The 24,294-nt window shown below is 63.8% G+C and carries 13 protein-coding genes; 2 read left to right on the top strand and 11 right to left on the bottom strand.

Annotated elements, in window-relative coordinates; genetic code table 11:
* Window positions 1–6 precede the first annotated feature (6 nt).
* The 4 genes from FZF13_RS03355 to FZF13_RS03370 are packed head-to-tail and all read right to left on the bottom strand — an operon-like array spanning window position 7 to window position 4,710.
* Window positions 7–1,011 carry an ABC transporter permease gene (locus FZF13_RS03355; RefSeq protein ID WP_024927039.1) on the bottom strand — a complete coding sequence of 335 codons (1,005 nt, stop codon included), beginning with the start codon at window positions 1,009–1,011 and terminating at the stop codon, window positions 7–9.
* The gene (locus FZF13_RS03360) at window positions 1,008–2,522 is read right to left on the bottom strand and encodes a sugar ABC transporter ATP-binding protein (protein ID WP_024927040.1); all 1,515 of its coding nucleotides are present in this window, start codon (window positions 2,520–2,522) and stop codon (window positions 1,008–1,010) included. Before FZF13_RS03360 ends, FZF13_RS03355 begins: the two co-directional genes overlap by 4 nt.
* A complete protein-coding gene (locus FZF13_RS03365) occupies window positions 2,519–3,937 on the bottom strand; it encodes an FGGY family carbohydrate kinase (protein WP_024927041.1) in 1,419 nt (472 codons plus the stop codon). Before FZF13_RS03365 ends, FZF13_RS03360 begins: the two co-directional genes overlap by 4 nt.
* Window positions 3,934–4,710: a DeoR/GlpR family DNA-binding transcription regulator gene (locus FZF13_RS03370; RefSeq protein WP_024927042.1), complete on the bottom strand. Its 777-nt coding sequence runs from the start codon at window positions 4,708–4,710 to the stop codon at window positions 3,934–3,936. Before FZF13_RS03370 ends, FZF13_RS03365 begins: the two co-directional genes overlap by 4 nt.
* A 229-nt stretch (window positions 4,711–4,939) precedes the next feature.
* On the opposite strand from FZF13_RS03370, the gene FZF13_RS03375 reads away from it, so the two are divergent.
* Window positions 4,940–7,042, top strand: a complete 2,103-nt coding sequence (locus FZF13_RS03375; protein ID WP_024927043.1) for a bifunctional rhamnulose-1-phosphate aldolase/short-chain dehydrogenase — start codon at window positions 4,940–4,942, stop codon at window positions 7,040–7,042.
* A 117-nt stretch (window positions 7,043–7,159) separates the two neighbouring features.
* On the opposite strand, the gene FZF13_RS03380 is transcribed toward FZF13_RS03375, so the two are convergent.
* Window positions 7,160–15,907: a beta strand repeat-containing protein gene (locus FZF13_RS03380; protein ID WP_024927044.1), complete on the bottom strand. Its 8,748-nt coding sequence runs from the start codon at window positions 15,905–15,907 to the stop codon at window positions 7,160–7,162.
* Window positions 15,908–16,245: 338 nt separating this feature from the next.
* Here FZF13_RS03380 and FZF13_RS03385 point away from each other — a divergent pair, with 338 nt between their 5' ends.
* Window positions 16,246–17,982, top strand: a complete 1,737-nt coding sequence (locus FZF13_RS03385; protein ID WP_024927045.1) for a winged helix-turn-helix domain-containing tetratricopeptide repeat protein — start codon at window positions 16,246–16,248, stop codon at window positions 17,980–17,982.
* 70 nt (window positions 17,983–18,052) lie between these two features.
* Here FZF13_RS03385 and FZF13_RS03390 read toward each other — a convergent pair whose 3' ends face one another.
* The 6 genes from FZF13_RS03390 to FZF13_RS03415 form a co-directional block, all read right to left on the bottom strand.
* Window positions 18,053–18,910, bottom strand: coding sequence for a sugar phosphate isomerase/epimerase family protein (locus tag FZF13_RS03390; RefSeq protein ID WP_024927046.1), 858 nt, complete (start codon window positions 18,908–18,910; stop codon window positions 18,053–18,055).
* Window positions 18,911–19,062: 152 nt separating this feature from the next.
* Entirely contained in the window at window positions 19,063–20,091 is a 1,029-nt protein-coding gene (locus FZF13_RS03395; protein ID WP_024927047.1) for an extracellular solute-binding protein, read from the bottom strand.
* A gap of 26 nt (window positions 20,092–20,117) precedes the next feature.
* Window positions 20,118–20,918 carry an ABC transporter permease gene (locus FZF13_RS03400; protein ID WP_024927048.1) on the bottom strand — a complete coding sequence of 267 codons (801 nt, stop codon included), beginning with the start codon at window positions 20,916–20,918 and terminating at the stop codon, window positions 20,118–20,120.
* On the bottom strand, window positions 20,915–21,793 hold the full coding sequence (locus FZF13_RS03405) for an ABC transporter permease (RefSeq protein WP_024927049.1): 879 nt from the start codon (window positions 21,791–21,793) through the stop codon (window positions 20,915–20,917). Before FZF13_RS03405 ends, FZF13_RS03400 begins: the two co-directional genes overlap by 4 nt.
* Window positions 21,790–22,830: an ABC transporter ATP-binding protein gene (locus tag FZF13_RS03410; protein WP_051504906.1), complete on the bottom strand. Its 1,041-nt coding sequence runs from the start codon at window positions 22,828–22,830 to the stop codon at window positions 21,790–21,792. Before FZF13_RS03410 ends, FZF13_RS03405 begins: the two co-directional genes overlap by 4 nt.
* A gap of 77 nt (window positions 22,831–22,907) precedes the next feature.
* Complete coding sequence (locus FZF13_RS03415; protein ID WP_024927051.1) at window positions 22,908–24,275, bottom strand: aminotransferase family protein; 1,368 nt, start codon at window positions 24,273–24,275, stop codon at window positions 22,908–22,910.
* Between the last annotated feature and the right edge of the window lie 19 nt (window positions 24,276–24,294).

A 24,294-nucleotide genomic window follows, 5' to 3' on the forward strand; every position in this document is an offset into this window, starting at 1 on the left:
CCATCCTCATATCCGGCTACGACGGCGCAGCATGTCGGCAAGCACGGTTGCCAGGATCAGCAGGCCGATCACCGCGCGCAGCCAATAGGCCGAAACATTGACGAAGATCAGCGCCGAGCCGATCGTGGCGAACAGGATCGTTGCCAGCGTCGAACCGATGACGGTTCCGGAGCCACCGAGGATCGACACGCCGCCGATGACGGCGGCGGTGATGACGGTGAGTTCGAGATTGGGCGGCACGGTGGACTGGATCACCTGCAGCTGCGTGGCGAACAGGATCGTGGCCAGCCCGGCAAAGGCGCCATGGATGACGAACACCGCAACGGTGCGGCGCTCGACCGGGATGCCGGTGGCGAGCGCTGCTTCCGCATTGCCGCCAATGGCATAGAGCGAACGCCCGAAGGCCGAGAAGCGCATCCACAGGGCGGCGAGAACAGTGAGGACGACCATGGTGACGAGCGGGACCGGCAGGCCGAACACATCTTTCTGCGCGATCAGGAAATCGGGTGGCAGGTTGGTGATCCAGGTGCCGCCGGTCACGCTGATCAAACCGCCGCGCAGGATCGACAGCGCGCCCAACGTCACCACGATGGATGGGATGCGCGCATAGGCGACCAGGACGCCGATGATCGCGTTGACGGCCATGCCGACCAAGACGGGTGCCAGCCATGCCACCCAGACAGGATAGCCGGCGACGGCAAGCGTGCCGGAAATAGTCGCCAGCACGCCGATGAGCGCACCTACCGACACGTCGATATGGCCGGTGACGATGACCATTGCCATGCCGATGGCGGCGACGGCGATATAGGCGTTGCCGGAAAAGATCGTGGTCAGATTGTTGGCGCTGACAAAGCGCGGATTGACCAGCGTCACCACCGCGAACAGCGCGACAATGGCACCGAGCACGACCAGTTCCTGGCCATAGTCCGAGAACAGGCGCCTGAGGAACCCGGGTCTCTGCACGCCAGAGACCGGCCGGGTCGGCGGAAGGTCGACGGCGGTTGTCATCATGCCGCCTCTCCAGCCCGGTGCGCGGTCATCGCCATGCCGACCCGTTCCGGCGTGGCGTCGGCCCGGGCGATCTCGCCGGTGATGCAGCCGCCGCTGATCACCAGGACGCGGTCGCTCATGCCGAGCACTTCCGGCAGTTCGCTCGAGATCATCAGGATCGCCACCCCCTGCTTCACCAGCTCGCCCATGATGGTGTGGATTTCCGCCTTGGCGCCGACATCGACACCGCGCGTCGGCTCATCCAGGATCAGCACCTTGGGACTGGTCTCCAGCCACTTGGCGATCACCACCTTCTGCTGATTGCCGCCGGACAATTCGCCAACCGCCTGGCCGATGTTGCGGCAGCGGACACTGAAGCGCTTCACAGCCGCGAGCGCACGCTGCGCTTCCTCGCCGGCCTTGATGAAGATGCCTGTCGAAAAGTGCTCGATCAACGCCATCGAGACGTTCTTGCGGATGGCCATCTGCTTCACCAGCCCTTGCTGGCCGCGGTCCTCCGGCACATAGGCGATGCCAAGGTCGCGCGCCTGGCGCGGCGACGTGATGCGCACCGCCTTGCCCTCAAGGGTGATTTCGCCCGAGGTCGCCGGCGTCATGCCGAACAGGGTGAGCGCGAGTTCCGTGCGGCCGCTGCCGACCAGGCCGGCGACGCCGAGGATTTCGCCGCGCCGCAGGGAAAAGGAAATGTCGCGGACATGCCGGCCATGATTGAGGTTCCTCACCTCCAGCACAGTGTCGCCGATGGCGGCTTCGGCCTTGGGGAACAGGCTGTCGATCGGCCGACCGACCATCATGGAAACCAGTTTGGCTTCGTCGACCTCGCCGATGTCCCTGGTGCCGACAAAGCCGCCGTCGCGCAGCACGGTGACGCGGTCGGCCAAAGCGAAAATCTCGGACATGCGATGGCTGACATAGACGATGCCGACGCCGCGCTCGCGCAATTGGCGCACCACCGTCATGAGGCGCTGCACATCCGATTCCACCAGCGAGGCGGTCGGCTCGTCCATGATCAGGATGCGCGCGTTCTTGGAGAGCGCCTTGGCGATCTCGACACGCTGGCGCTGCGCCACCGATAGCGTGAGCACCTTGGCGTCGACGTCGAGGTCGAACGTATCGAGCTGGTCGAGCAGCGCGCGCGTGCGCGCCCTCACCTCGCCCCAGTCGATCCAGCCACCCGGCCGGCGCGGATAATTGCCGAGGAAGACATTCTCAGCGACCGTCAGTTCGGGAAACAGCAACAGCTCCTGATAGACGGTGGCGATGCCGGCGGCCGACGCGTCGCGCGTGGAGGCGAATTTCACCTGCCTGCCGTCGACCGTGATGGTGCCGGCATCGGGCGCATAGAGGCCCGACATCATCTTGATCAAGGTCGACTTGCCGGCACCGTTCTCGCCGAGAAGCGCATGCACTTCACCCGGACGCACGTCGAAGGAGACATCCTTCAGCGCTTTAATGCCGACGAAGGATTTCGACATGCCGGCGAGGCTGACATAAGGGGCGGCCGCGTTCATGCGCCAACTCCTGCCACACCATTGGCGCTTCGTAGCTCTGCCCGCGCGGCCGCGCGGGCCCGGTCGGCCAGTTCGCGCCAGCGGTCGCGATAGGTTTCGAGGCCGGATACCTCGCTTGCCGCGATGGGGACAGTCTCGTCCCGGAACGGCGACCGCCCGAGCGCCTTGAAGGCGAGTGCGGCGGCACCCGTGGCGGAGCCCTCGCTCGTCGTTGAATGAACGACCGTCTGCCGGTGGCGCAACTGAGCCAACATGGCGGTGAGCAGATCGATCTTGGCCAGACCGCCGTCGACGACAAGCAGATTGTCGGAATGGATCAGATCGAGCGACAGGTCCGTCATCATCAGCACATAGAGTGCTGCCACCGCGGCACGTTCCTCTCCTTCCACCTCGCCGCCGACGATGTGGCCCCTGATCTCAGGAAACGGTCCGCCTGCTGCCCAGGACGGCATGGCGAAGATGCCGCGCGCCATGACACGCTCGACCGCCTCCTGCGAGATCGGCCGATTCCAGCCGTCGCTGATCAGATCATATTCCCTGCCGCCCATGAAACGCAGCGAAGGCGCCGGTTCGCCGTCGACCGTGACGTTGGCGATCATGTCGCGCTCGCGGTCGAGGGCGCCCAGCGGACAGTCGAGATTGATGATGATGACCCAGGTGCCGGTCGAGACCAGGGTGAAACCCGTCAGTCCGGTCATGCGGTAGTAGGCGAGCGCGGCGTTGGAATCGTGCACGCCGTTGTGAACTGAGATCGACCGGCTTGTGCCATCGGCCAGCTCGATCCTGGCCTCGCCGATGACGGCGCCGGCCGGCGCGATCTCGGAGAATTTCTCGCGCCAGCCCAACCGGTCAACCAGCGAGGAGAAGTCGCGTTTCAAGGGCGCCCATAGCTGGCTATGCGCACCGAGATAGGACCATTCCGCCAGCGGACGACCGGCGAAGCGCCAGCCCCAATATTGCGGATAGCAGAGGATCGCCTCGGTGGCGGCAAATGTCTGCGGCTCTTCCGTCGCCAGCCAGTAGATGTGGCGGGCGATGGAAAAACCCAGCGGCAGCCAGGGCGTGTAGGTCTCCGAATAATCCGGCAGCATCGGATCGATGATTTTGGCGGTCGGCTGCGGGATTTCCTGCTCATAGTCCAGGATCGGGTGCAAAAGCTCGGTGCCGCGCACGAGCGCGAAGGCGCAGCCATGCGCCGAGACCGTCATGCCGCCAACATCGTGCGCGGCGACGACTTCGGCGAGTTCCGTTCTCATCCAGGAAAACAGGCGATCGTCGTCGAGCACATTGCGTCCGCGAAACGGCTTCCACACCGGCTTGGTGCGCCGCTCATCCAGCAGCGTGCCATCGGGCGCGAACACGAAGAGTTTCGAGTTGGTCTTGCCAAGGTCAAAAACCGCAAGCGCTCCGCTCATGCAAGCCACCCATTCGGGGCGATGCGCAGCGCGATGCCCGCCGCGTCCAGCATCTTGGCGTGCTGGTCCGACAAACCGTCGTCGGTGATCAGCATGCCGACGCGCGACAAAGGCAGCGCGACATGACGGGCATGGATGGAAAACTTGCGGCTGTCGGCCAGCACGATGACCTGGTCGACATTGTGGCTCAGTTCCTGGATGGCCCGTACCATCAGCGGATGCGATTCCAGCAGACCGTCGGCACTGACCCCTTGCGCGCCGACAAACAATTTCGACGCGAAGAAATTCGCCGGCTGCGACGGTGAATAGATCACGCCCGGTTCGCGGTGGAGTTCACCGCCGGCGATGGTCAGGCTGCATTTGCCGTGCTCGCCGAGATAGGCGGCGAGCGGCATGGAACTGGTGAAGAGACGGATGTTGCGGTCGGCAAGCTTGACGCCGAGGTGATAACAGGTCGAGCCGCCATTGACGATGACGGTGTCGCCATCGACGACCAGGGTCGCGGCGAGATCGGCGATCTGGCGCTTTGCATCGACGGCAAGGTCGCGATTCTCATCATAGGGACGCGCAAACGCCGGCGCCTGGGCGGAACCGTCCAACGCGGAGACGCCGCCATAAACCTTGCGCGCTCCGCCGGACAGGTCGATCTTGTCGATGTCGCGCCGCACCGTCGCGGCCGACACGCCGAGACGCTCCTGCAGCTCGCGCACCGACGCAAAGGGCCGATCACGCAAAAGCTCGATGATCTGCCGCTGGCGGACCAAATCGTTCAAGCCAAATCCTCCCGTGACACCAGAAACTAGGTGTCATGAGCTAAGTTACGCAAAACAGACAATCACGCAAGCGGTTTGTGGAAAATATCAATCATATTGCGCTGCACATACGTCATATTGCAATGCACTGTGATTTAGTTTGATCTTTTGCGATTGACAAAGTGCACGTCGTGGCTTGAATTGATGCACAAAGTATCGCGCCCGAGGCGGCGCGGCGGGAGGATCCGAGATGCCCGACAAACAGTCCGCACGGCTCGCCAATCTGTGGGACGATCGCAAGGCTGCCGCGATGACGGAGCCGGAACGGCTCGTCTACCGGTCGAACCTTTTGGGATCCGACAAACGGGTCACCAATTATGGTGGCGGCAACACTTCATCCAAAGTCCTGCAGAAGGACCCGCTGACCGGCGAGGATGCCGAGGTGCTCTGGGTTAAAGGCTCGGGCGGCGACAGCGCGTCGATCAAGCTCGACGGCTTCGCCACCCTCTATATGGACAAGCTGCGTGCGCTGAAGGGGCTCTATCGCGGTCTCGCGCATGAAGACGAGATGGTCGGCTATCTGCCGCACTGCACCTTCAACCTCAATCCGCGCGCGGCCTCCATCGACACGCCGCTGCATGCCTATGTGCCGAAGCCCTTTGTCGACCACATGCACCCCGACGCCATCATCGCGCTGGCCGCCGCGCGGGATTCACGCGAGCTGACCAGAAAGGTCTTCGGTGAGGCGATCGGCTGGTTGCCGTGGAAACGGCCGGGCTTCGAACTCGGACTTTGGCTGGAAAAGTTCTGCCAGGAAAACCCGGCGGCCAAGGGCGCGGTTCTGGAAAGCCACGGCCTGTTCACCTGGGGCGACACGCCGGAGGCCTGCTACACGACCACGATCGACACGATCAACCAGGCGATCGAGTGGTTCGAACACGAGACCAAGGGCAAGCCGGCCTTTGGCGGCGCCGTGGTCGCGCCGCTTGGCGTACAGGAACGCCGTGCCATCGCGGCGCGGCTGATGCCCCGGATCCGGGGCATGATTTCATCGTCTGGCATGCGCAAGATTGGTCATTTCGACGACTCTCAAGCAGTGCTGGAATTCGTCAATTCCCGCGAACTCGACGCGCTGGCGGCACTCGGAACATCCTGCCCCGACCATTTCCTGCGCACGAAGATCAGGCCGCTGGTCATTGGCTTCGACCCGGCCAAGCCCGACATCGATGCCGTGACCGATGCCCTGCCCGCCGCTATCGAAGCGTATCGTGTCGGTTATCAAGCCTACTACGACGGCTGCAAGCATCCGGATTCACCCGCCATGCGCGACCCTAACGCCGTCGTCTATCTGATGCCGGGCGTCGGCATGTTCACCTTCGCCGCCGACAAGGCGACGGCACGCGTCTCGGCTGAATTCTACGTCAATGCCATCAATGTCATGCGCGGCGCTTCCGCCGTGTCGTCCTATGTCGGCTTGCCGGCGCAGGAAGCCTTCGACATCGAATACTGGCCGCTGGAAGAAGCGAAGTTGCAGCGCCTGCCGAAGCCGAAATCGCTGGCCGGCCAGATCGCCTTCGTCACCGGCGGCGCCGGCGGCATCGGCAAGGCGACGGCGATACGGCTGTTGCGGGAAGGCGCCTGCGTGGTGCTTGCCGACATCGACGAGGCGGCGCTCACCGCCACGCATGAAGAACTGGGCCACGCCTTCGGCAAGGATTTCGTGCGCGCTGCCAGGCTCGACGTGACGGACGAGAGCGGCGTCGCGGCCGCCTATGCCGACAGCGCGGTGGAATTCGGCGGCGTCGACATCCTGGTTTCCAATGCGGGCATCTCATCCTCGGCACCGATCGAAGATACGGAACTGTCGATGTGGAACCGCAACATGGACATCCTCGCCAAGGGGTATTTCCTGGTTTCGCGCGAGGCTTTCCGCACCTTCAAGCAACAGAAGCTCGGCGGCAACATCGTCTTCATCGCTTCGAAAAACGGCCTGGCCGCCTCACCCAACGCCGCAGCCTATTGCACGGCCAAGGCCGCTGAAATCCACCTTGCGCGCTGTCTTGCACTGGAGGGCGCGGAGCACCAGATCCGCGTCAACACGGTCAATCCCGACGCGGTGTTGCGCGGCTCCAAGATCTGGACCGGCGAATGGCGCGAACAACGCGCCGCCGCCTATGCGATGCAGCCGGACGATCTGGAGGAACATTACCGCAAGCGTTCGATGCTGAAACGTTCGGTGTTTCCCGAAGACATCGCCGAAGCGGTCTATTTCCTGGCTTCCGACATGTCGGCCAAATCGACCGGCAACATCATCAATGTCGACGCGGGCAACGCCCAAAGCTTCACGCGATAAAACCGGCAGACGGGACAGTGAAGATCTAGGAAACCCCGCTCCTTCATTGCAGAAACGGCGGCCTGAGGGCCGCCGTTTTCATTTCGTCTGAACGCCAGTAGCGATGATGCCGTTACCTCACCAGCGCAAGCCGACCTTGGCCTTTCCAGACAGGTTCTGGACATTGCCGGAGAACTCGCCCTGGAGAGAGAGCCCAGCGAAGAAACCAGATGCGGTGCTGTATTCGGCACCGGCATCGACCAGCGCTGAATAGTGGTCCGGATTTGCCCCCTCGATGGAGAAGGAAGTACCGGCCAACGCCGGGAAGCCGGCCGTGAAGCCGATGCTGTCGCCGCCATTGATGGCGAGCGCGAGACGTCCCGAAAGCGCCAAGGCTGCACCGTTCTCGAGGCCGACCGTACGGTCCAGCCGGGCGCCGAGCTCGGTGCGGGTGACGGTCGTGGTGTTGCCCTTGTAGGCGAGCCCGAAGCTGCCGAGGCCGGTCTCCGCATAACCCGGTATCCGGTAGGCGATCGCCTGGAAGGCCGCGTAAGGCGTGAGCGTCGCAACCGGCGTCTCGATGCCATAACCGGCCTCGACGCGTCCGGAGAAGGCGTGTGCGTTGAAATCGCCCGAGAGCGAATTGCCAAGCACGGTCCGGCTGGTTTCGACATCATAGAATGTATAGGCGGCAGCCGCCGCAACATAGGCGTCGCCGAAGTCGTGCCTTGCGAATGCGCCGGCATTGAAGAAGCGCGCCTGACCGCCACCCAGTTTGTCGGCGAGGTGGAAGTCGGATGAGCCGCCGCCAAGCGCGATGCCGAGCACGCCGTCGTTCCACCGCCTGGCGATGCCGCCGGCAAGCCCGAACGTGTTCAGGTCCGTATCATGCGAGCCGGCGGCCGCGTCTCCGCCGATCTCGGCCGAGCCGCCATAGGCCGCACCCCAGCTCTGCCAGCGGCTGTCGAATATCCTGGCAAGAGGATCGGCGACACGACCGGATTTGCCGCCGAGAGCGGCAAGTTCGGTTTGCGCCTTCCCATCGGTCGGCTCTTCGGCATAGGCGGCCGTACCGCTTCCAGCGGAAGCGGCCGGCGCGGCGCGACCCGTCAACGCCTCGCCCGCCAGCAGGCCGAGGAACTGATCCGTGCTCTGGATGCCAGCGCTGATCGCACCCGCCGTTGCCTCGCCGGACACAAGCGAGAGACCGGTTTGGTCAAGAGCGCCGAATTCCGCCGGCAGACCGCCCTTGGCGTCGAAATAGCCGACGATGGTGTTGGCGACAGAGCGCTGGTTGCGGTTGAGCGGATCGAAGCTTGGCCCACCAGGATTGCCTGGGTTGCCCGGCCCGCCGGGATTTCCAGGCTCGCGTATGTCGAGGTCGAGCACGAGATAGGCGTTGGTGCCGTCATAGGCGAGCTTCTGGGTGAAGCCGGTCGGCGTCGTCCCGGTCAGCCCGGCGAATGTGGTGCCGCCGAGCCCGCCCAACGCGTTGAGAATGGTGTAGGTCTTCTGGATGTAGGTCGCCGTGGCGTAACTGGTCGCAACGGTGCCACCCGACAGATTGGCGGTGCCGGTGACATTGGTGCGGTCGGCAGCAGCGGGATCGACTTCGACCGCATAGGTCGAGCCAGCACCGAACGCCAGATTGCCGGCGACGTTGACCGTACCGATCGAATTGCCCGGCGCCAGCGTGCCGCCACTGTTGACGGTGACCGAAGACACCGTGCCGGTGCCGCCGAGCGTGCCGCCAGCGTCCACCGTGATGCCCGACGACGATGCGATCGAGCCGTTCACCGACAGGGTGCCCTGCTTGACGAAGGTCTGGCCGGTGTAGGTGCTCGTTCCCGACAGCATCAGCTTGCTAGCGCCGGTCTTGGTGAAGCTTCCGCCGCCGGAGATGCCGCCGGAGAAGGTGGAATTGCTGGTCTCGTTCACGGTCAGGGCACCGCTACCCATGGCGACGGAGCCGGCACCGGACAGCGTGCCGATGACCTGGTCGAGACCGCCGAGATCGAGGCGCGCGCCGCTCGCCACCGAAACCGCGCTGTGGGACGAGAAGGCGTTGGCCTTGCTCGCGGTGAGCGCGCCTTCCGAAACCGTGGTCTGGCCGGTGTAGTTGTTGGTGCCGGACAGCACCAATGAGCCGGTGCCGGTCTTGGTCAGTCCGCCCGAACCGACAATGTTTGATGCAACGCCCGCGGTGAAGCCATTGCTGTCGAAAGTGCCGCCGCCATTGCCGAGCGTAACCGTACGCGTAGCGGCGAGATCGAACGCCGCGTCGTAGCGCAACGTACCGCCATCGAAGGTAAGCCCTCCAGCCGCGTTGCCAAGATTGGCGTCGTTGGAGACAGCGACAACGCCCTTGTTGAGGAAAGTGCCGCCCGAATAGCTGTTCGTGCCGGTCAGTTTCACGACACCGGTACCATTCTGCACGACCTGGCCGTGGCTGCCCGCCATGTCCGAGATGACGCCGGAGGAGGTGTAGGCGTCGGAGCGATTGAAGGCGAGGATACCGCCGAGTTCGACGTTGCCCAGGATCGAGCCGGTGGTGCCACCGTTGCCGAGCTGCAGCGTGCCGGCCTTGACGACCGTGCCGTCGCCATAGGTGTTGGCATTGGTCAGCACCAGCGTGCCAGCGCCGATCTTGTGCAGGGTGCCCGGATCGCCGTTGTCGGCGATAACGCCGGCAATCGTCATGGTGTGGCCGTTGGTGTCGATCGTGCCGTAGCTCGGACTGACCGCGAAGCGGTTGTTGAAGGTCAGCCCGTCAGCGCCCGCCTTGAAGATACCCGCCGCGTTCAAGAGGACGCGACCGGTGCCGACCGCCTGATTGTTGGTCACCACCAGCGTCGTGCTTTCCGGCGCTCCGAAATAACCCACCGTAGTGCCACCGCTGTAGGTGTTGGCGCCCGTCAGCGTCAGCGTGCCACCTGCGAGCACGAGGCCGCCGCCGGTCGAACCGGCGTAGCAGTCCGTACCCGTCGCGCCGCAATCGCTGATCACGCCGGAAAAAGTGCCGCCGGCGTTGGCGATGGTGAGATCCCGGCCGCCGAGATAGACGGCTCCGCCGCCGGTCAGCGATTTGATGCCCGGGCCGGAGCCCGTACTCTGATCGGAAATGTCGAAGACACCGTTGGCAACGACGCCGCTGGAGGTAAACACGCTGCCGTCGCCGGAAAGCTGCAGGGTACCGCCGGCATCGACAGTGGTCGAACCGGCATACGTGTTGACGCCGGAGAACATCTGCGTGGCGCCGTTGGCGATCACCACATTGCCAGCCGAGCCGCCCGCGATGCCGCCATCGCGGATCGAACCGCCGAACACGGAACCGTTGGTGATGGTCAGCGTCTTCGAGCCAAGCGCAACGATGCCGGTCCCCGTCGTGCTGGCAAGGCCACGGACACTGGCGCCGGTCGTCGTCTGCGAAATATCCAGCGTGCCACCGAGCGCGAAGCCGACATAGGCGGAAGTGGCGATCGAACCCGCTCCCTTCAGCGCCAATTTGGCGCCGTTATCAATCTGGGTGGCGTTGGTGTAGGTGTTGACGCCGGACAAGGTCTGCGTGCCACCGGCGATTTCCAGTCCGCCATTGCCCTTGATCGAACCGGCAAACTCGGTCGAGCCGTTTCCAATGACCAGCCCCTTCGTGCCGAGCTGGACCGTTCCCGAGGAGGTTCCGGCAAGGCTGGTTATCGCGGGGAACGGCAAGGTCGTTGCCGAAATGTCGAATGTGCCGTCTTCCACCGCCACGACACTGGATTGCGCGATGCTGCCCTTGCCGGCCAGCGCCAGCGTGCCCGCCTTGATCGTCGTGGCGCCGGTATAGGTGCTGGCGCCAGTCAATGTCAGTGTGCCGCTGCCGTATTTGTCGATGCCGATGCCGGCGGCACCGGTGATCACCGACTCGATCTCCGCATTCGCACCACCTGCAATAGTGATGAAACTTGCGGCCGTATTGCCGGCGCTGTCGCCGCTCAGGATCAGGTCGTCGCCGGCGATCTTGTAACCGTCTTGCGTGAACTGGATGCCTTCGAACGCGACCGGCCCACTGACCGAAACCAGGCCGCCGGTGCCGGAAAACACGCCGACAGAGCCGTGCCACTGGTCGTTGAAATTAGCGGCGCCGGGTGCGCCCGTCCAATTGGTGCCACCCGCGCTCCAGGTCCCCGCGCCGCCGTCGACCGAGCCATTGCCGGCGCTGTCCGCGCCGTCCCAGAATTGCACGATCTGGCCCGCATGCTGGATGAAGAGGTTCACCTGGTTGGGGATCGCGGTCTGCACGCTGGCGTCCGTCGGCACGCTGGAATAGTCGCCGGAGACGGTGCCATCGACGTTGAAGAGCCGGTAGTAACCGGAGACGGCAGCCGGCGTCTGCAAGGTGCCGCCGAGCGTGAGGTTGCCGGTGACATAGACAAGATCGTTTAGCGGCCCGCCCACGATGCCGGGCGCACCGAGTTCGAACAGGCTGGTGGAGCTTGCCCCAAGGGTCAGGTCGCCATCGACGGTCAGCTTGCCCGGGCTGTTGCCGATCGCAAGCGTGCCGTTGACGATCGTATTCGACAGTTTTCCGGTGCCGCCGATCGTGGCGCCCGTGTCGACCGTGACGGTCGACTTGATCGAACCGTTGACCAGCAGCTTGCCGTCACTCACCGTCGTTGGCCCGGTATAGTCGCTATCGCCGGAAAGCGTCAGGGTCCCAAGACCCGTCTTGGTCAATCCGCCGGTGCCGGTGATGCCTTGCGATATCTCAGTGCCAAAGCTGTTGGTGTCGATCGTGCCGCCGGCGGCGGCGAGCGTGATCTGGCGCGTCGCGGCGAGATTGAACGCGGCGCCGAGTTTGAGCGCTCCACCGTTGAAGGTCAGGGCGCCGGAGGCTGCGCCCAGATTGGCGTCCCTCGAAGCCTGCACGGCGCCCCCCAGCAGCGTCGTGCCACCGGTGTAGGTGTTGTCGCCTGAAAGCGTCAGCGTTCCGGCACCGGTCTTGGCGAGCGAACCGCCGGTGCCAGCAATGGCGCCGCCGTCATTGTCGGCTATGACGCCATCGACTTCGGTCGACTGGTGGTTGCCGCCGACGGTCAGCGTCTTCGAACCGAGATAATATGCGCCGGCGCCTTCGATCGAACCCGCGGTCGTGCCGGTCCCGGTCAGGCTGGAAATGTTGAAGAGGCCGCCGGCTTTGGTGATGAAGCGTGCGGTGCCGCCGTTGCTGCTGCCCTGGAAGCGGGTGGCGCCGCCGGCGTCGGTGGTCACGGTGGCACTGTATGCCGTGGCATTGCCGGTAAAGTTCAAGACGGCATTGTTGGTAATGGCCGCGGCGCTTGCCGTGCTGTTGCCCTGGAACGTCAGGCTGTTGTTGTTTGTAATGATGGCGTTTGCGGCGCTCGCGTCGGCAGAGAATGTCGCGGTGCCATCATTGGTGATGTTGGCGCCCCCGGCGTTGCTCGTGTCGTTGAAATCCAGCGTCGCGCCGCTTTTGTTGGTGATGATGGAATCGCCCGCCGTGGCGAAATTGTTGAAACTGAGCCCCGTGTTGTTTTCGATGTTGGCACGACCGGCGCTGCTGGTGTCGTTGAAGGCGACGGTGGCGGAGTTGATGATGGTCGCGCTGCCACCCAGGCTCGTGCCGTTGAAATTCAGCGTACCGCCGAGATTGGTGATGACGGCGCTGTCGGCCGAGCTGTTGTTGCTGAACGCGAAACTGCTGTGGTTGGTGATGCCAGCGGTTCCAGCCTTGCTATCGCCGCTGAAGGTCAACGAACCGAAGGTGTTCATGATGGTGGCGGCACCGGCATTGCTGGTGTCGTTGAACGCCAGCGAACCGTTGGAGACGCTGGTGATCGTGGCGCTGCCGCCCTTGCTATCGTTGTTGAAGGCAACGCTGCCACCATGAGTGGTGATGTTGGCCGTACCTGCCGTACTGGTATCGTGGAAGGCGAGGGTCGCGCCCGCATCGTTGGTAATCTGAGCGGTACCAGCGTTTGCCGCATTGCGGAAATTCGTGGTGCCGGCGTTCTCGACGTTGCCGATGGCGCTCATATTGGCATTGACGACGTCCAATGTGCCGCCGCCCCACACCTTCACGGGGCCGGCGATGGTGGTGGTCGTGCCGGCATCGCCAAGCTGCAGCGTGCCGCCGTGGATCGATGTGAGGCCGCTATAGCTGTGCGTGCCGGTCAGGATCGTCCTGCCGGTGCCGATCTGCTCGACTACCCCGCTTCCCGAGATGTTGCCGGCATATGTGGAGGTATCCGACCGATTGAACTGGAGCACGGAGTTGTCGATGATGTTCCCAGCCATCGAACCGCTGGTGCCGCCGTCTCCAATGCGCAATGCCCCGGTGCCGCTGATCGTGGTGTCACCGGTATGGGCATTGGCGCCGGTCAATGTCAGCGCGCCGCCGCCGCTCTTGGTGAGGGTGCCTCCACCCGAGGTAGCACCGGCGAAGGTGGTGTTCGTCGCTTGATCGACGGTGAGATTGCCCAAACCGAGCGCCACGGTGCCGCCGGTACCCGACAGCGATGACATGGTGAGATTGTAGTTGTTAAGGTCGAGCGTGCCGCCATTGACCGTGTAAGCCGTGTTGGCCACAAAGGCACCCGCCGATCCCGCCCGCAACGTGCCGTCGTTCACGGTCGTGCCACCGCTATAGCTGCCGGTACCCAGCAGCGCGAGTATGCCGGTTCCGCTTTTGGTGAGCGCACCCGTCCCGGTAATCCCACCGGCAAAGGTCGTATTGATAGCCTGGTCGACGGTAAGATTGGCCGCGCCGAGCGCCACCGCACCGCCGCTGCCCGAGAGGCTCGACATGGTGAGGTCGTAGCCGTTGAGGTCAAGCGTGCCACCGGTGAGCGTGTAATCGGTGTTCGCCACGAACCCTGTGGCCGAACCGGCACGCAATGTGCCACCCGACACCGTGGTGCCGCCCCAATAGGTGTTGGGACCGGTGAGGACGAATGTCCCCGAACCGCTCTTGGCCAAGCTGCCGCTGCCGGTGATCGCGCCGGCGTAGGTGGTGTTCGCAGTTTGGTTGACGGTGAGAGCGGCCGAGCCAAGCGCGACAATTCCGCCGGTGCCCGATAGCGACGACATCGTGAGCCCGAAGCTGCTTAGATTGAGCACGCCGTTGGTATTGACCGTATAGGCCGTGTTGCCCACGAAAGCGCCCGCCGATCCGGCCATCAACATGCCGACATTGACCGTCGTACCGCCGGTATAGCTGTTGGCACCCGTCAGGACCATCGTGCCGGGCGCACCTTTGAGCAGATAAGCCGTGCCGGTCAGCTTCGCGTCGATCGTACCGGTATTCGAGATATTGAACGAATTTGCGGCTTCGATCGTGCCTGTTCCGGTAACGCTGCCGCCATTGAGGTTGAGGATTTGCAGGCTGAGCTTGCGGCCCGCGCCGACATTGATGGTCGCCGTGTCCGAATTTTCCAAGGTGGAGACATTGAACATGTCGCCGCCGGTGAGCGACAGCATGCCGTTGTTCTGGTTGTTGATGGGGCTCATCTGCACGTTGACGTCGCCGCCGACGACATTGATGGTGCCGCTATTGTTGACGGCGTATCCGGCTCCGGGAGAAAGTATCGCCGTACCGCCCGGACCATTAAAATTGATGAAGCCGCCGGGATTGTTGTTGATGTTACCATTGTCCATCACGATGCCGTTGGTGCCGACATTGATGGTACCGCCGTTGTTCAGCGTATTGCCGGTGCCGAAAAGCACTGCTGCGTCAGCCAGGCTGATCGTCCCAGCATTGCCGATGGTGGCCGCCGACAGGGTACGGCCGCTTCCGACCGAGATGGTCCCGTAGTTCGTCAGCGTCGTGATGCCGGAAACGTCACCCGACGCGTCTGCCCCGGTGACGGTCACGGTGACGCCGCCATTGACCTGGACCGTATTGTTGAAGATGCCCGCCAGCTTCGTATTACCGCCGAGCTCGATCGCGCCGATGTTGCTGCCCGCGAGCGCGGTGATGCTGTTGGTGCCGCCGGTGATGACGATCGCGGTGTTGAGGCTGCCAGACAGGCCGCCCGCGCCCCCGCGCGCGCCGCCCAGGATCGTGCCGCTGTTGTTGATGGTCAGGTTCTGGCCGATGATGCCGTAGCCGCCGGCTTGCGGGCGATAGGGCTGGTAATTCAGGAAGTCTGTTCCGCCGCCCCCGCCCCGGATCGTACCGGAATTGGTGATCGTCAGCCCACTGGAAATCGTTGCGGTGATGCCGTTGCCGCCGTTGCCGCCTGCGCCGTTGCCGTACGGATTTGCGAAGCCGTCGCCAGCGCCCGGGCCGACGCCCCCGGCCCCGCCGCCGCCGCCACCGCCCGTAATCGTTCCGGAATTGGTAAGATTCGCGCCTGTCGTGACGATGATGCCGGAGCCTCCGCCACCGCCTCCTCCTCCTCCACCAACGTTGTACGATTGGTTGTATAGTGAAGCGCCGGACCCGCCATTGCCGCCATTGCCGCCGGCGATCGTGGCGTTGTTGGTAAGGCCCGTGGTCAGTGTGAGCCCGGCGCCGCCGGCGCCGCCGCCGCCGCCGCCCGACCCGTAACCTTTGCCTTGGCCGCCGCCGCCGCCGCTGTCCGAACCGCCGCCGCCGCCGCCATTGCCGGAACCGCCCGTAGCTCCCCAGCCACCGCCCGTACCCGTCGTCGAACTGTCCCCGGCGGGGCCAGCCCCGCCGCCGGAGCCCGCCGTCGAGGAATTCGGCGCATTGCCGCCATTCCCGCCGTTCTGGCCGATGCTGTCGGCCAGCGCTGGTCCCGCTGCCACGATCAGCGCCAGCGGTGCGACGGAGGCCGTCAGCGCGGCTGTCAACGAGGCGATGACGATACGCAGCGCGGACCGATTGGCCGGCGTCGTGGAAATTCCTACAGCACTCACGATTATGCTCCGCATGCTTCAATGTCGGCGGTAAAAGGGGGCCTCAGCGGCGCACGCGCCGCGCAAAGCCGATGCACCCGAAAAAAGTCGGGGCTCGGCGATCTCGGCTGTGGGGCGCATGGGGTATGCGCAACCTCGCCACTACGGACAGGCTTCTGTCCGGATGCCTTTGATTTCAATACTATTCCCCCGCGCGAACTGCCCTGCCCTGAAACGGCATCTGCGGCATTTCATGTCATCAGGCGGGCTGGGCTGTCCTGAACGGGTGTCGATGACTTTCTGAAGATTTTCTGATATTTGAACGGGTCTTGGCACGGTTCCGGATTGTGGGGGTTGGGGTGCTCCGGTTTGCCGGATTTGAGCTTGATCAGCGACGTATCGAACTCCGCGCGCCTGGCGGCGAGCCAATCCGGCTGCGCCCGAAATCCTTCGACATGCTGCGCCTGTTCGCCGCCAATGCCGGGCGCGTCGTCAGCAAACAGGAACTGATGGAGGCTATCTGGCCGAACATCCATGTCGGCGAAGACAGCCTGTTCCAGTGCATTCGCGAAATCAGGACAGCGCTCGGCGACGAAGGACGCCAGCTGATCAAGGTCGTCTCCGGCCGCGGCTATCTGTTCGATGCCGAGGTGTCGGGCGATCCGGCCAGTTTTGCCGCGTCTGCCGGGCTTTCGTCCGCTTCGGAGCAGGAGGGGTTGGCACAACAAGCCGGTGGCCACGCTGCAGCTACAGTCGCCGGCCCGGCAAAGAAACGGCAGTTCTCGTTCGGCCTGCGTAGCCGCGTCGCTGCGGTCATCGCCGTTCTTTGCGCGGTCATCGGTTTTGCCGTCGCCGCGCCGATGTTCGCGCCAGGCGTCGTTGCCCCTGAGAACACGCCGACGATCACCGTGATGCCCTTCGTCGATGGAGGCAGCGACCCGCAAGCGACATCGATGGCGACGAACGTCACGGACCGCCTTGCCGACGGCCTTGCCAAGATCGATACGATCCGCGTGGTGACGCCACGGTCGGATGTAACAACCGCTTCACTCGCCAACGCGCCAACACGCCCGGCGGACACCGACTTCGTGGTGAGCGGCGAATTGCAGCGGAGCGCAAACAGCTGGACGCTGGAAGCGCGCATGACCAATGCCGCGACCGGCGAGGTCAAGTGGACCACCTCTGTGGCGGTCGACACGGAAAACACAGACCTGGCGCTCCAGCAATCCCGGCTCGCCGCCGGCGTCGGACACGAACTCGCCGTCCGCATCAACGCCGTACTTTATCCGAGAGCTGGCGTGGCCAGCCCACTGACAGGCAGCACAAAGGTCGTGGTCGAGCAGGCGCTCGCCTCGATCAACCAGACGACGCGCGAGCGCTTCACGGCCGCGCAGACGATGCTGGAAAGCGCGCTCGCCAACGCGCCCGACAATCTCGACCTGCAGGTCACGCTGTCCGCGTTGCAGACACGCGGGATTCAGATGAACTGGTACAGCGCCGCCGAGAGTACGGCGGCGGAGAGCGCCGCCAGATCACGGCTGGAGCGTGCGCTGCAGGCCAAGCCCAACTACCTGCCGGGGCTGGAAGCCTATTGCCGTTTCCTCACCGCCACCAACAATTTCGTCGAAAGCCTGGTGGCCTGCGCAAAGGTGCTGAGCCTCGATCCATGGAACGGGTCGGCGCTCTATCAACTGGGCCTTACCCAGATTCAGCTCGGGCGCTTTGATGACGCGCTGGCAAACTTCAAACAGGCGGATCGCTTCGACACGCCAGCAGTCTCGCGCTGGACCTGGCTGCTCGGAATAGGCTGGGCCAATCTGCTTCTCGGCCACAGTGAGGAAGCGGTGCCGTGGCTGCAGAAGTCGATCGCCATCACGCCGGCATCGGGGCGGCCCTATATGGTGCTGGCCGTCGCGCTGCAGGGTTCCGGACGGACGGACGAGGCAAAGGCGGCGCTGGCGAAAGCCATGGTTTTGCGACCCGGTTCGACGGCACTCAATGTCGCGCCGCCGAAGCGAAACGCCAGTCCGGTCTTTCTCGAAGCGGGCCAGCGTTTCATCCGGACGCTGGTCGAGCTCGGGTTACCAGCCGGCTAGGCAGAGATCGATCCGGGCAACCGGCTGTTCCAGAAGATCGGTTGATCGCCGGCTCTCGCGACCAAATCGCTCAGCTCAGCGCCAGTCTCAGCACCTCTTCCACCGACATGCGCGAAATTTCACCGACCTCTCTGGCGCTCATGGCTTTCAGCATGGGCGAGAAGACTTCCGCGCCGACCTGGTTGAGGCCACCGGTCTCGGTGAGGACGCGCACGATCTCGACATTGGGGAACTGACCGTCGCCGGGGAATTTGCGGTCGTAGCAATCGTCCTTGATGGTCACGCCAGCCGGCAGTTCGAGCGGGCCGTCATTGAGCTGGACGCAATGGATTTTGTCGCCGGGGATCTTGCGCAGGTCGGCGAGGTTCGACTTGCCCCGCACGCAATGCCATGTGTCAAAGACCAGCCCGCCGTTTTTGGCGCCGGCGCCCTCAACGACCTGCCAGGCCATGGCGAGCGTCGGCACGCCCCATAGCGGAATGAATTCCAGCGAACAGTCGAGATCGAAGCGCGCCGAGGCGGCGCATATTTTGGCGTAGTCCTCGATGATCGCGTCCATCGGCATCGAGCCTAGCGGAAACGTCGCGTTGAGGCTGATCGACCGGCAGCCGAGTTCGGCGCAGAGCGCGAACACCCGCTCCTGCCTGGTGTCGACGGTAGCAATGTAGGCGTCGTCCATATTGTCGGGCAGCCAGACACGCGACCAGGTGTTCAGCGGATCAAGCCGCAGGATGCGCATGCCCGCATCGTCGGCACGCCGGCGCACTTCCTTCGGCGAAATACCGGCGACCTCAAGCTGATCCACTTCGTAGGGCATCAGGGAAAGCGCATCGTAACCGGCAATGCGCGTGGCCTCGAATTTCTCGGCCAGCGGCAGATGCGCCACGTTGGAGAACGGCATCAGATAGCTGTTCACGGTCTTCGACATCGATGTCTCCATTGTCTGCACGGATGCCGGTGCCGGCATAAAAAAGGAAAGCCGCTTCCGTCCAAACGTCGAGGGAAGGACGAAAGCGGCAGCACAAAGTTCAGCCTGGCGGCCTCGCGGCCGTCTTCTTGTTGTCTCGTGCAGACGGGCTGCTACTGGCGCAGGCGCGTCCAGATCAGGTCGTATTTCTTGGTGGCCTCTGCAGAGCAGACCGGGCTGACCACCTTCTTGTAGTCGGCGGGAACCTGAACCTCGGGCGCCGTGGCGATCTCCTTCGGCAGCATCGGCTCGGTGCCGTTGACGCCAGTCGGGTAGCCGACATCCTTCTGCTGCAGGGCCGCGTTGGCGGGGTCCATCAGGAAGGAGATGAATTTCTTGGCAAGGTCGGGCCTGGCTGCAGAAGCCGGCACCACGACATTGTCGATCCAGGCGACGCCGCCTTCCTTGGCGAAGACGAATTTCAGCGACGGCTTCTGCTGCCTGGCGGTCAGCGCTTCGCCATTGGCGACCTGCGAAATGGCTGTTTCGCCGGAAACCAGGCGCCCCATGACGCCCGACGAGTCATAGATTTTCACGAACGGTTTCTGTGCCTGCAGCAGCGCGTCCACTGCCTTGAGCTTTTCGGGATCGGTGGTGCAAGGCTCGATGTCCAGACTGCGCATCGCCAGCGCGATCACCTCAGTCGGCGAGGAGAACATGCCGATCTTGCCCTGCAATTCCGCAGGCGGATTGAAAAGCAACGACAGGCTGTCGGTTGGTCCCTTGTAGATTGTGGTATCGACGGCATAGGAGGTGACGCCCCAGAAATATGGGATCGAATAGACGTTGCCCGGATCCCAGGCGGATTTCTTCCACTGCCCGTCGAGATGGTCGTAGTTCGGCAGCTCGGAAATGTTCACCGGCTGGATCATCCGCTCCGACTTCATGATCGGAATGAAATCGGTCGAGGCGATCGCGATGTCGTAGCCGGCGGAACCGCTGCGCAGCTTCGAAAGCAAAGTCTCGTTGTTGTCGTAGGTGTCGAGCGCGACGGCGACGCCGGTTTCGGCGGTGAACTTGGTCAGCATCGCCTGCGAGATGTAGCCGTTCCAGTTGTAGATATGCAGCGTGTCGGCGGCGTGGGCGACACCTGCAAAGGCGGCGATGCCGGCGGCCAGGACGAGTTTCAATGTTCGAAGCATGGTTTTCCCCTGTCTGTTTCTGATGGCTATTTGTTTTTGCTCATGCCTTGCAGGCGCAAGGCAATGAGGACGATCACCACGGACGACACCAGAAGCAGCGTCGAGACCGCGTTGACCTCTGGCGACACACCGAGGCGGAGCATTCCGTAGATGTAGACGGGCAGAGTGGTTTGGCCGGCATCCGCCAGCAGCATGCTGATGAGGAAGTCGTCGAGCGAGGAGGCAAAGGCAAGCATCGCGCCGGAAAGGATCGCCGGCAAAAGCAACGGCAAGGTGACGCGTCGAAAGACCTGCCATTCGTCGGAATAGAGGTCGCGGGCAGCATCCTCCACCGCGGAGCCCATATCGGCCAGCCGCGCCTGGATCGGCAAGTAGGCGAAGGGCACGCAGAACACGGTGTGGGCGATGATGAGGTTGCCGAGGCCGAGCTTCAGGCCGATGCCGGAAAAGAAGACCAGCGTCGCCACCGCCACCATGATCTCCGGTACCACCAGCGGCATCAGGATCAGGCCGAGCGTAATCTTGGCGCCGGCCCCCATCCTCGCCTGTCGCAGGCTGAGCGCGGCGGTGACGGCGAGCAATGTCGAGAGGATCATCGAGGCGACGGCGACGATCAGGCTGTTCGACAGGGCAACGCCGATGTCGCGGTTCTGGAACACCCGGACATACCAGTCGAAGCTGAAGCCTTCCCAGATCGTCGCCTGGCGGCCGACATTGAAGCTGTAGATGACGATGACCAGAAGCGGCGCATAGAGGAAAAGATAGACGATCCAGGTGAGCGAGCTCAGCCCTGGCGTCGTCTTCCAGTCGAAGGGCTTGGCGCTCATCGTGCGGGCACCTTGTTGACGGTCTTGCGCACGACCAGGAACAGCGCCGCCAGGATGGCCACCGAGACGACGGTGGCGAGTGCCGCGCCGAAGGACCAGTTGCGCGAACTGCTGAATTGCAGCTGGATCAGGCTGCCGATCATCAGGCGGCGGCCGCCGCCGAGCAGGTCCGGTGCAAGGAAGCTGCCCAGCGCCGGCGCAAAGACCAGCAGGCTGCCGGCTACCGCGCCTGGCTTCGCCAGCGGCCATACGACGCGGCGGAAGGTGCTCCAGCGCCCGGCATAAAGATCGTGCGAGGCCTCGATAACGTCGCCGTTGAGCCGCTCGAGCACGGCGTAGATGGGCAGCACCATGAAGGGCAGATAGGTGTAGACCATGCCCAGAAGAATCGCGACGTCGTTGTAGAGGAACTGGACGTGACCCTCGACCAGGCCGATGCGGCGCAGACCATTGTTCAAGAGGCCCTCGTCGCGCAGGATCAGCACCCAGCAATAGGTGCGGATCAGGGTGTTGATCCAGAACGGCAAGGTGATGAGCAACAGAAGCCGGGCGCGCTTTGCCGGCGCGCTGCACGCCATGTGCCAGGCCAACGGCAAGCCGATGGCGAGGCTGATGGCCACGGTCAGCGCGGCCAGAAGCACGGAACGCCAGAGAATGGCGAGATATCCGGTAGAGAAGACGAGATTGCCGTCGAAATCTTCCTGGAACAGCAACTGCCGATAGGCCTGCGCGGTGAACGGCATGGTCACGCCGCCATAGGCGCCGTTGGTCATGAAGGAATAGACCACCGCCAGCCCCATTGGGGCCAGCATGAACAGCACCATGGTCACCAGGACCGGGGAACGCAAAAGGATCGTGGCCAGCCGGTCGTTCATGCGTCGAGCATCCATTCGTTTGCCCGATCCCAGGAAAATTCGGCCCGCTCGCCGACCGAAATACCCGAGACGGCGCCGCGCAGGCGTGCGCGGATGGAAATGTCACCCGTGCAGCGCGCCTCGATCAGCGTATCCGCGCCAAGAAAGGTCACACCGGTGACTGTGGCGGCGATGCCGCGATGTCCGGCGGCGGGTCTTGGATCGACCGAAATCTGCTCCGGGCGGATCGAGATGGTCCTGCCCTCGGGCCGACCGACAAGACCGGACGGGATGAGGTTCGCCTCGCCAATGAAATCGGCGACAAAACAGGTCGAGGGACGCGCGTAGATTTCGGCGGGCGCGGCCACCTGCAGCACCTTGCCCTTGTTCATCACCGCGATGCGGTCCGACAGGGCCAGCGCCTCCTCCTGGTCGTGGGTGACCATGACGAAGGTGAGCGAGGTTTCCTTCTGCAGCCGCTTCAATTCGCCCTGCATCGCCTTGCGCAGCTTGAGGTCGAGCGCCGACAGCGGTTCGTCGAGGAGCAGCACCCGCGGACGCGGCGCCAGTGCGCGAGCCAGCGCGATACGCTGCTGCTGGCCACCCGACATCTGCGTGGTGCGGCGGTCGGCAAAGGCCGGCATCTGCACCAGTTCGAGCACCTCGTCGACGCGGCGTTTGATGTCCGCCGGTTTCCAGCGGAGCATTTCGAGCCCATAGGCGATGTTCTGGCGCACGTTCAGATGCGGGAAGAGCGCATAGCTCTGGAACATGGTGTTGACCGGCCGCTTGAACGGCGGCTCGTGGCCAATATCGCGACCGTCGAGCAGCACCCGCCCCGAGGTCGGATGCTCGAAGCCGGCAATGATGCGCAACAGCGTGGTCTTTCCGCAGCCGGAGGGGCCGAGCAAGGTGAAGAACTCATTGTCACGGATTTCAAAGGTGGCATCGTCCAGCGCGGCGATCTGGCCCGCGCCGAAACCGAAACGCTTGTCGACGTGATCGATACCAAGCAGGACAGCGCCTGCCCCGCTGACACGAGCCCCGGCCGGCGACATTTCCGCGATCCGATACAGCCCTCCGTCGTCCACGATGTTAGCCTCCCGTCCTTGTCCCGCTCGATGCCAGGTCGCCACTACACCCGACCGAGACCGCGCTCCAGAGCCACCTCGGAAATGGCTTGGCGGAGAAGACGCGTGCAAAGTGCCAGATCATCACGTGTGGCTATGAGCGCCGGCGCGATCTCGATGGCGGTGCCGATGGGACCGACGATGACGCCGAGTTCCCGCGCGCGCCGGGCGATCGCCACGACGGTGTCGTCGGTGAAAGCGGCGCGGCTTGCCTTGTCCGCTGTGAAGTCGACGGCCTGCCAGAAGCCGCGGCCGCGAATGTCGCCGACGATCGGGTGATCGCCGAAAGCGTCCTTCATGCCCTGCTGCCATTCACGACCGAGCACATCCGAATTCTCGACCAGCTTTTCACGCTCCATGATCTCGATCACCTTTAGCGAGGCCGCGCAGCAGATGGCGTGGCCGCTATAGGTGTGGACGTGGCGGAAATGGCTGATGCCTTCGGCGATTTCGTCGCGAGTGACGACGGCACCGATCGGGGCGTAACCGGCGCCCATCGACTTGGCCATGTTGAGGATATCGGGCTCGATGCCGAGCTGTTCGGTGGCGAACCAGGTGCCAGCGCGACCGAAGCCGGTGATGACTTCGTCCATGATCAGCACGATGCCGTATTTATCGCAAAGCGCGCGGACCTTTTTCCAGTAGCTCGGCATCGGGATCTGCACGCCATTGGCCTGCTGGAACGGCTCGCCGATGAAGGCAGCGACCAGTTCGGGGTCCTCGAGCAGGATCTGGCGTTCGAGATGGGCAATGCAGATGTCGGAATAGGTCTCTTCGTCCAGCCCGTAGGGATTGCGGTAACGCATCGGATTGGCAACGAAGGAATGGCCCGGCACGCGCGGATCCGGCACGTCGCGCACCGCCAGCCAGTCGGTGCAGGACAAGGCACCCATGGTCGCGCCATGATAGGCGCTCCAGCGCGAGATGACCTTGAAGGCACGCGGCTTCCTGCCGCTCTGCTGAAGATACTGCTTGGCGATCTTCAGCGCGGTTTCCGTCGCCTCCGAGCCGCCGGAGGTGAAGGTCACCCGGTTCAGCCGGCCGGGCGTGATTTCGGCCAGCTTCCGCGCCAGCTCGGCGGCAGCGGCGTTTGTGTTACGCCCGGCGCCGGAATAATGCATAGTGACCGCCTGGTCGTACATCGCCTGAGCGATTTCGCGGTTGCCGTAGCCCAGCGAGCCGGCACGTGTCGTGGCGCTCATCATGTCGAGCAGCGTGGTGCCGTGCTGGTCGGTGACACGGACACCGCTGCCCGACATCAGGATGCTCGGGCCATGGGCATCCATATCCTCGCGCGGCACCAGCGGGAAGATCAGGTGCCTGGCGCTCGCCTCGGCGTCGTGAGCGGAATTTCTCAGCATTTGCGTGTTCATGAACCGACGGGCTTCCAGC

The organism is Mesorhizobium terrae (assembly GCF_008727715.1).
Taxonomy (GTDB): domain Bacteria; phylum Pseudomonadota; class Alphaproteobacteria; order Rhizobiales; family Rhizobiaceae; genus Mesorhizobium; species Mesorhizobium terrae.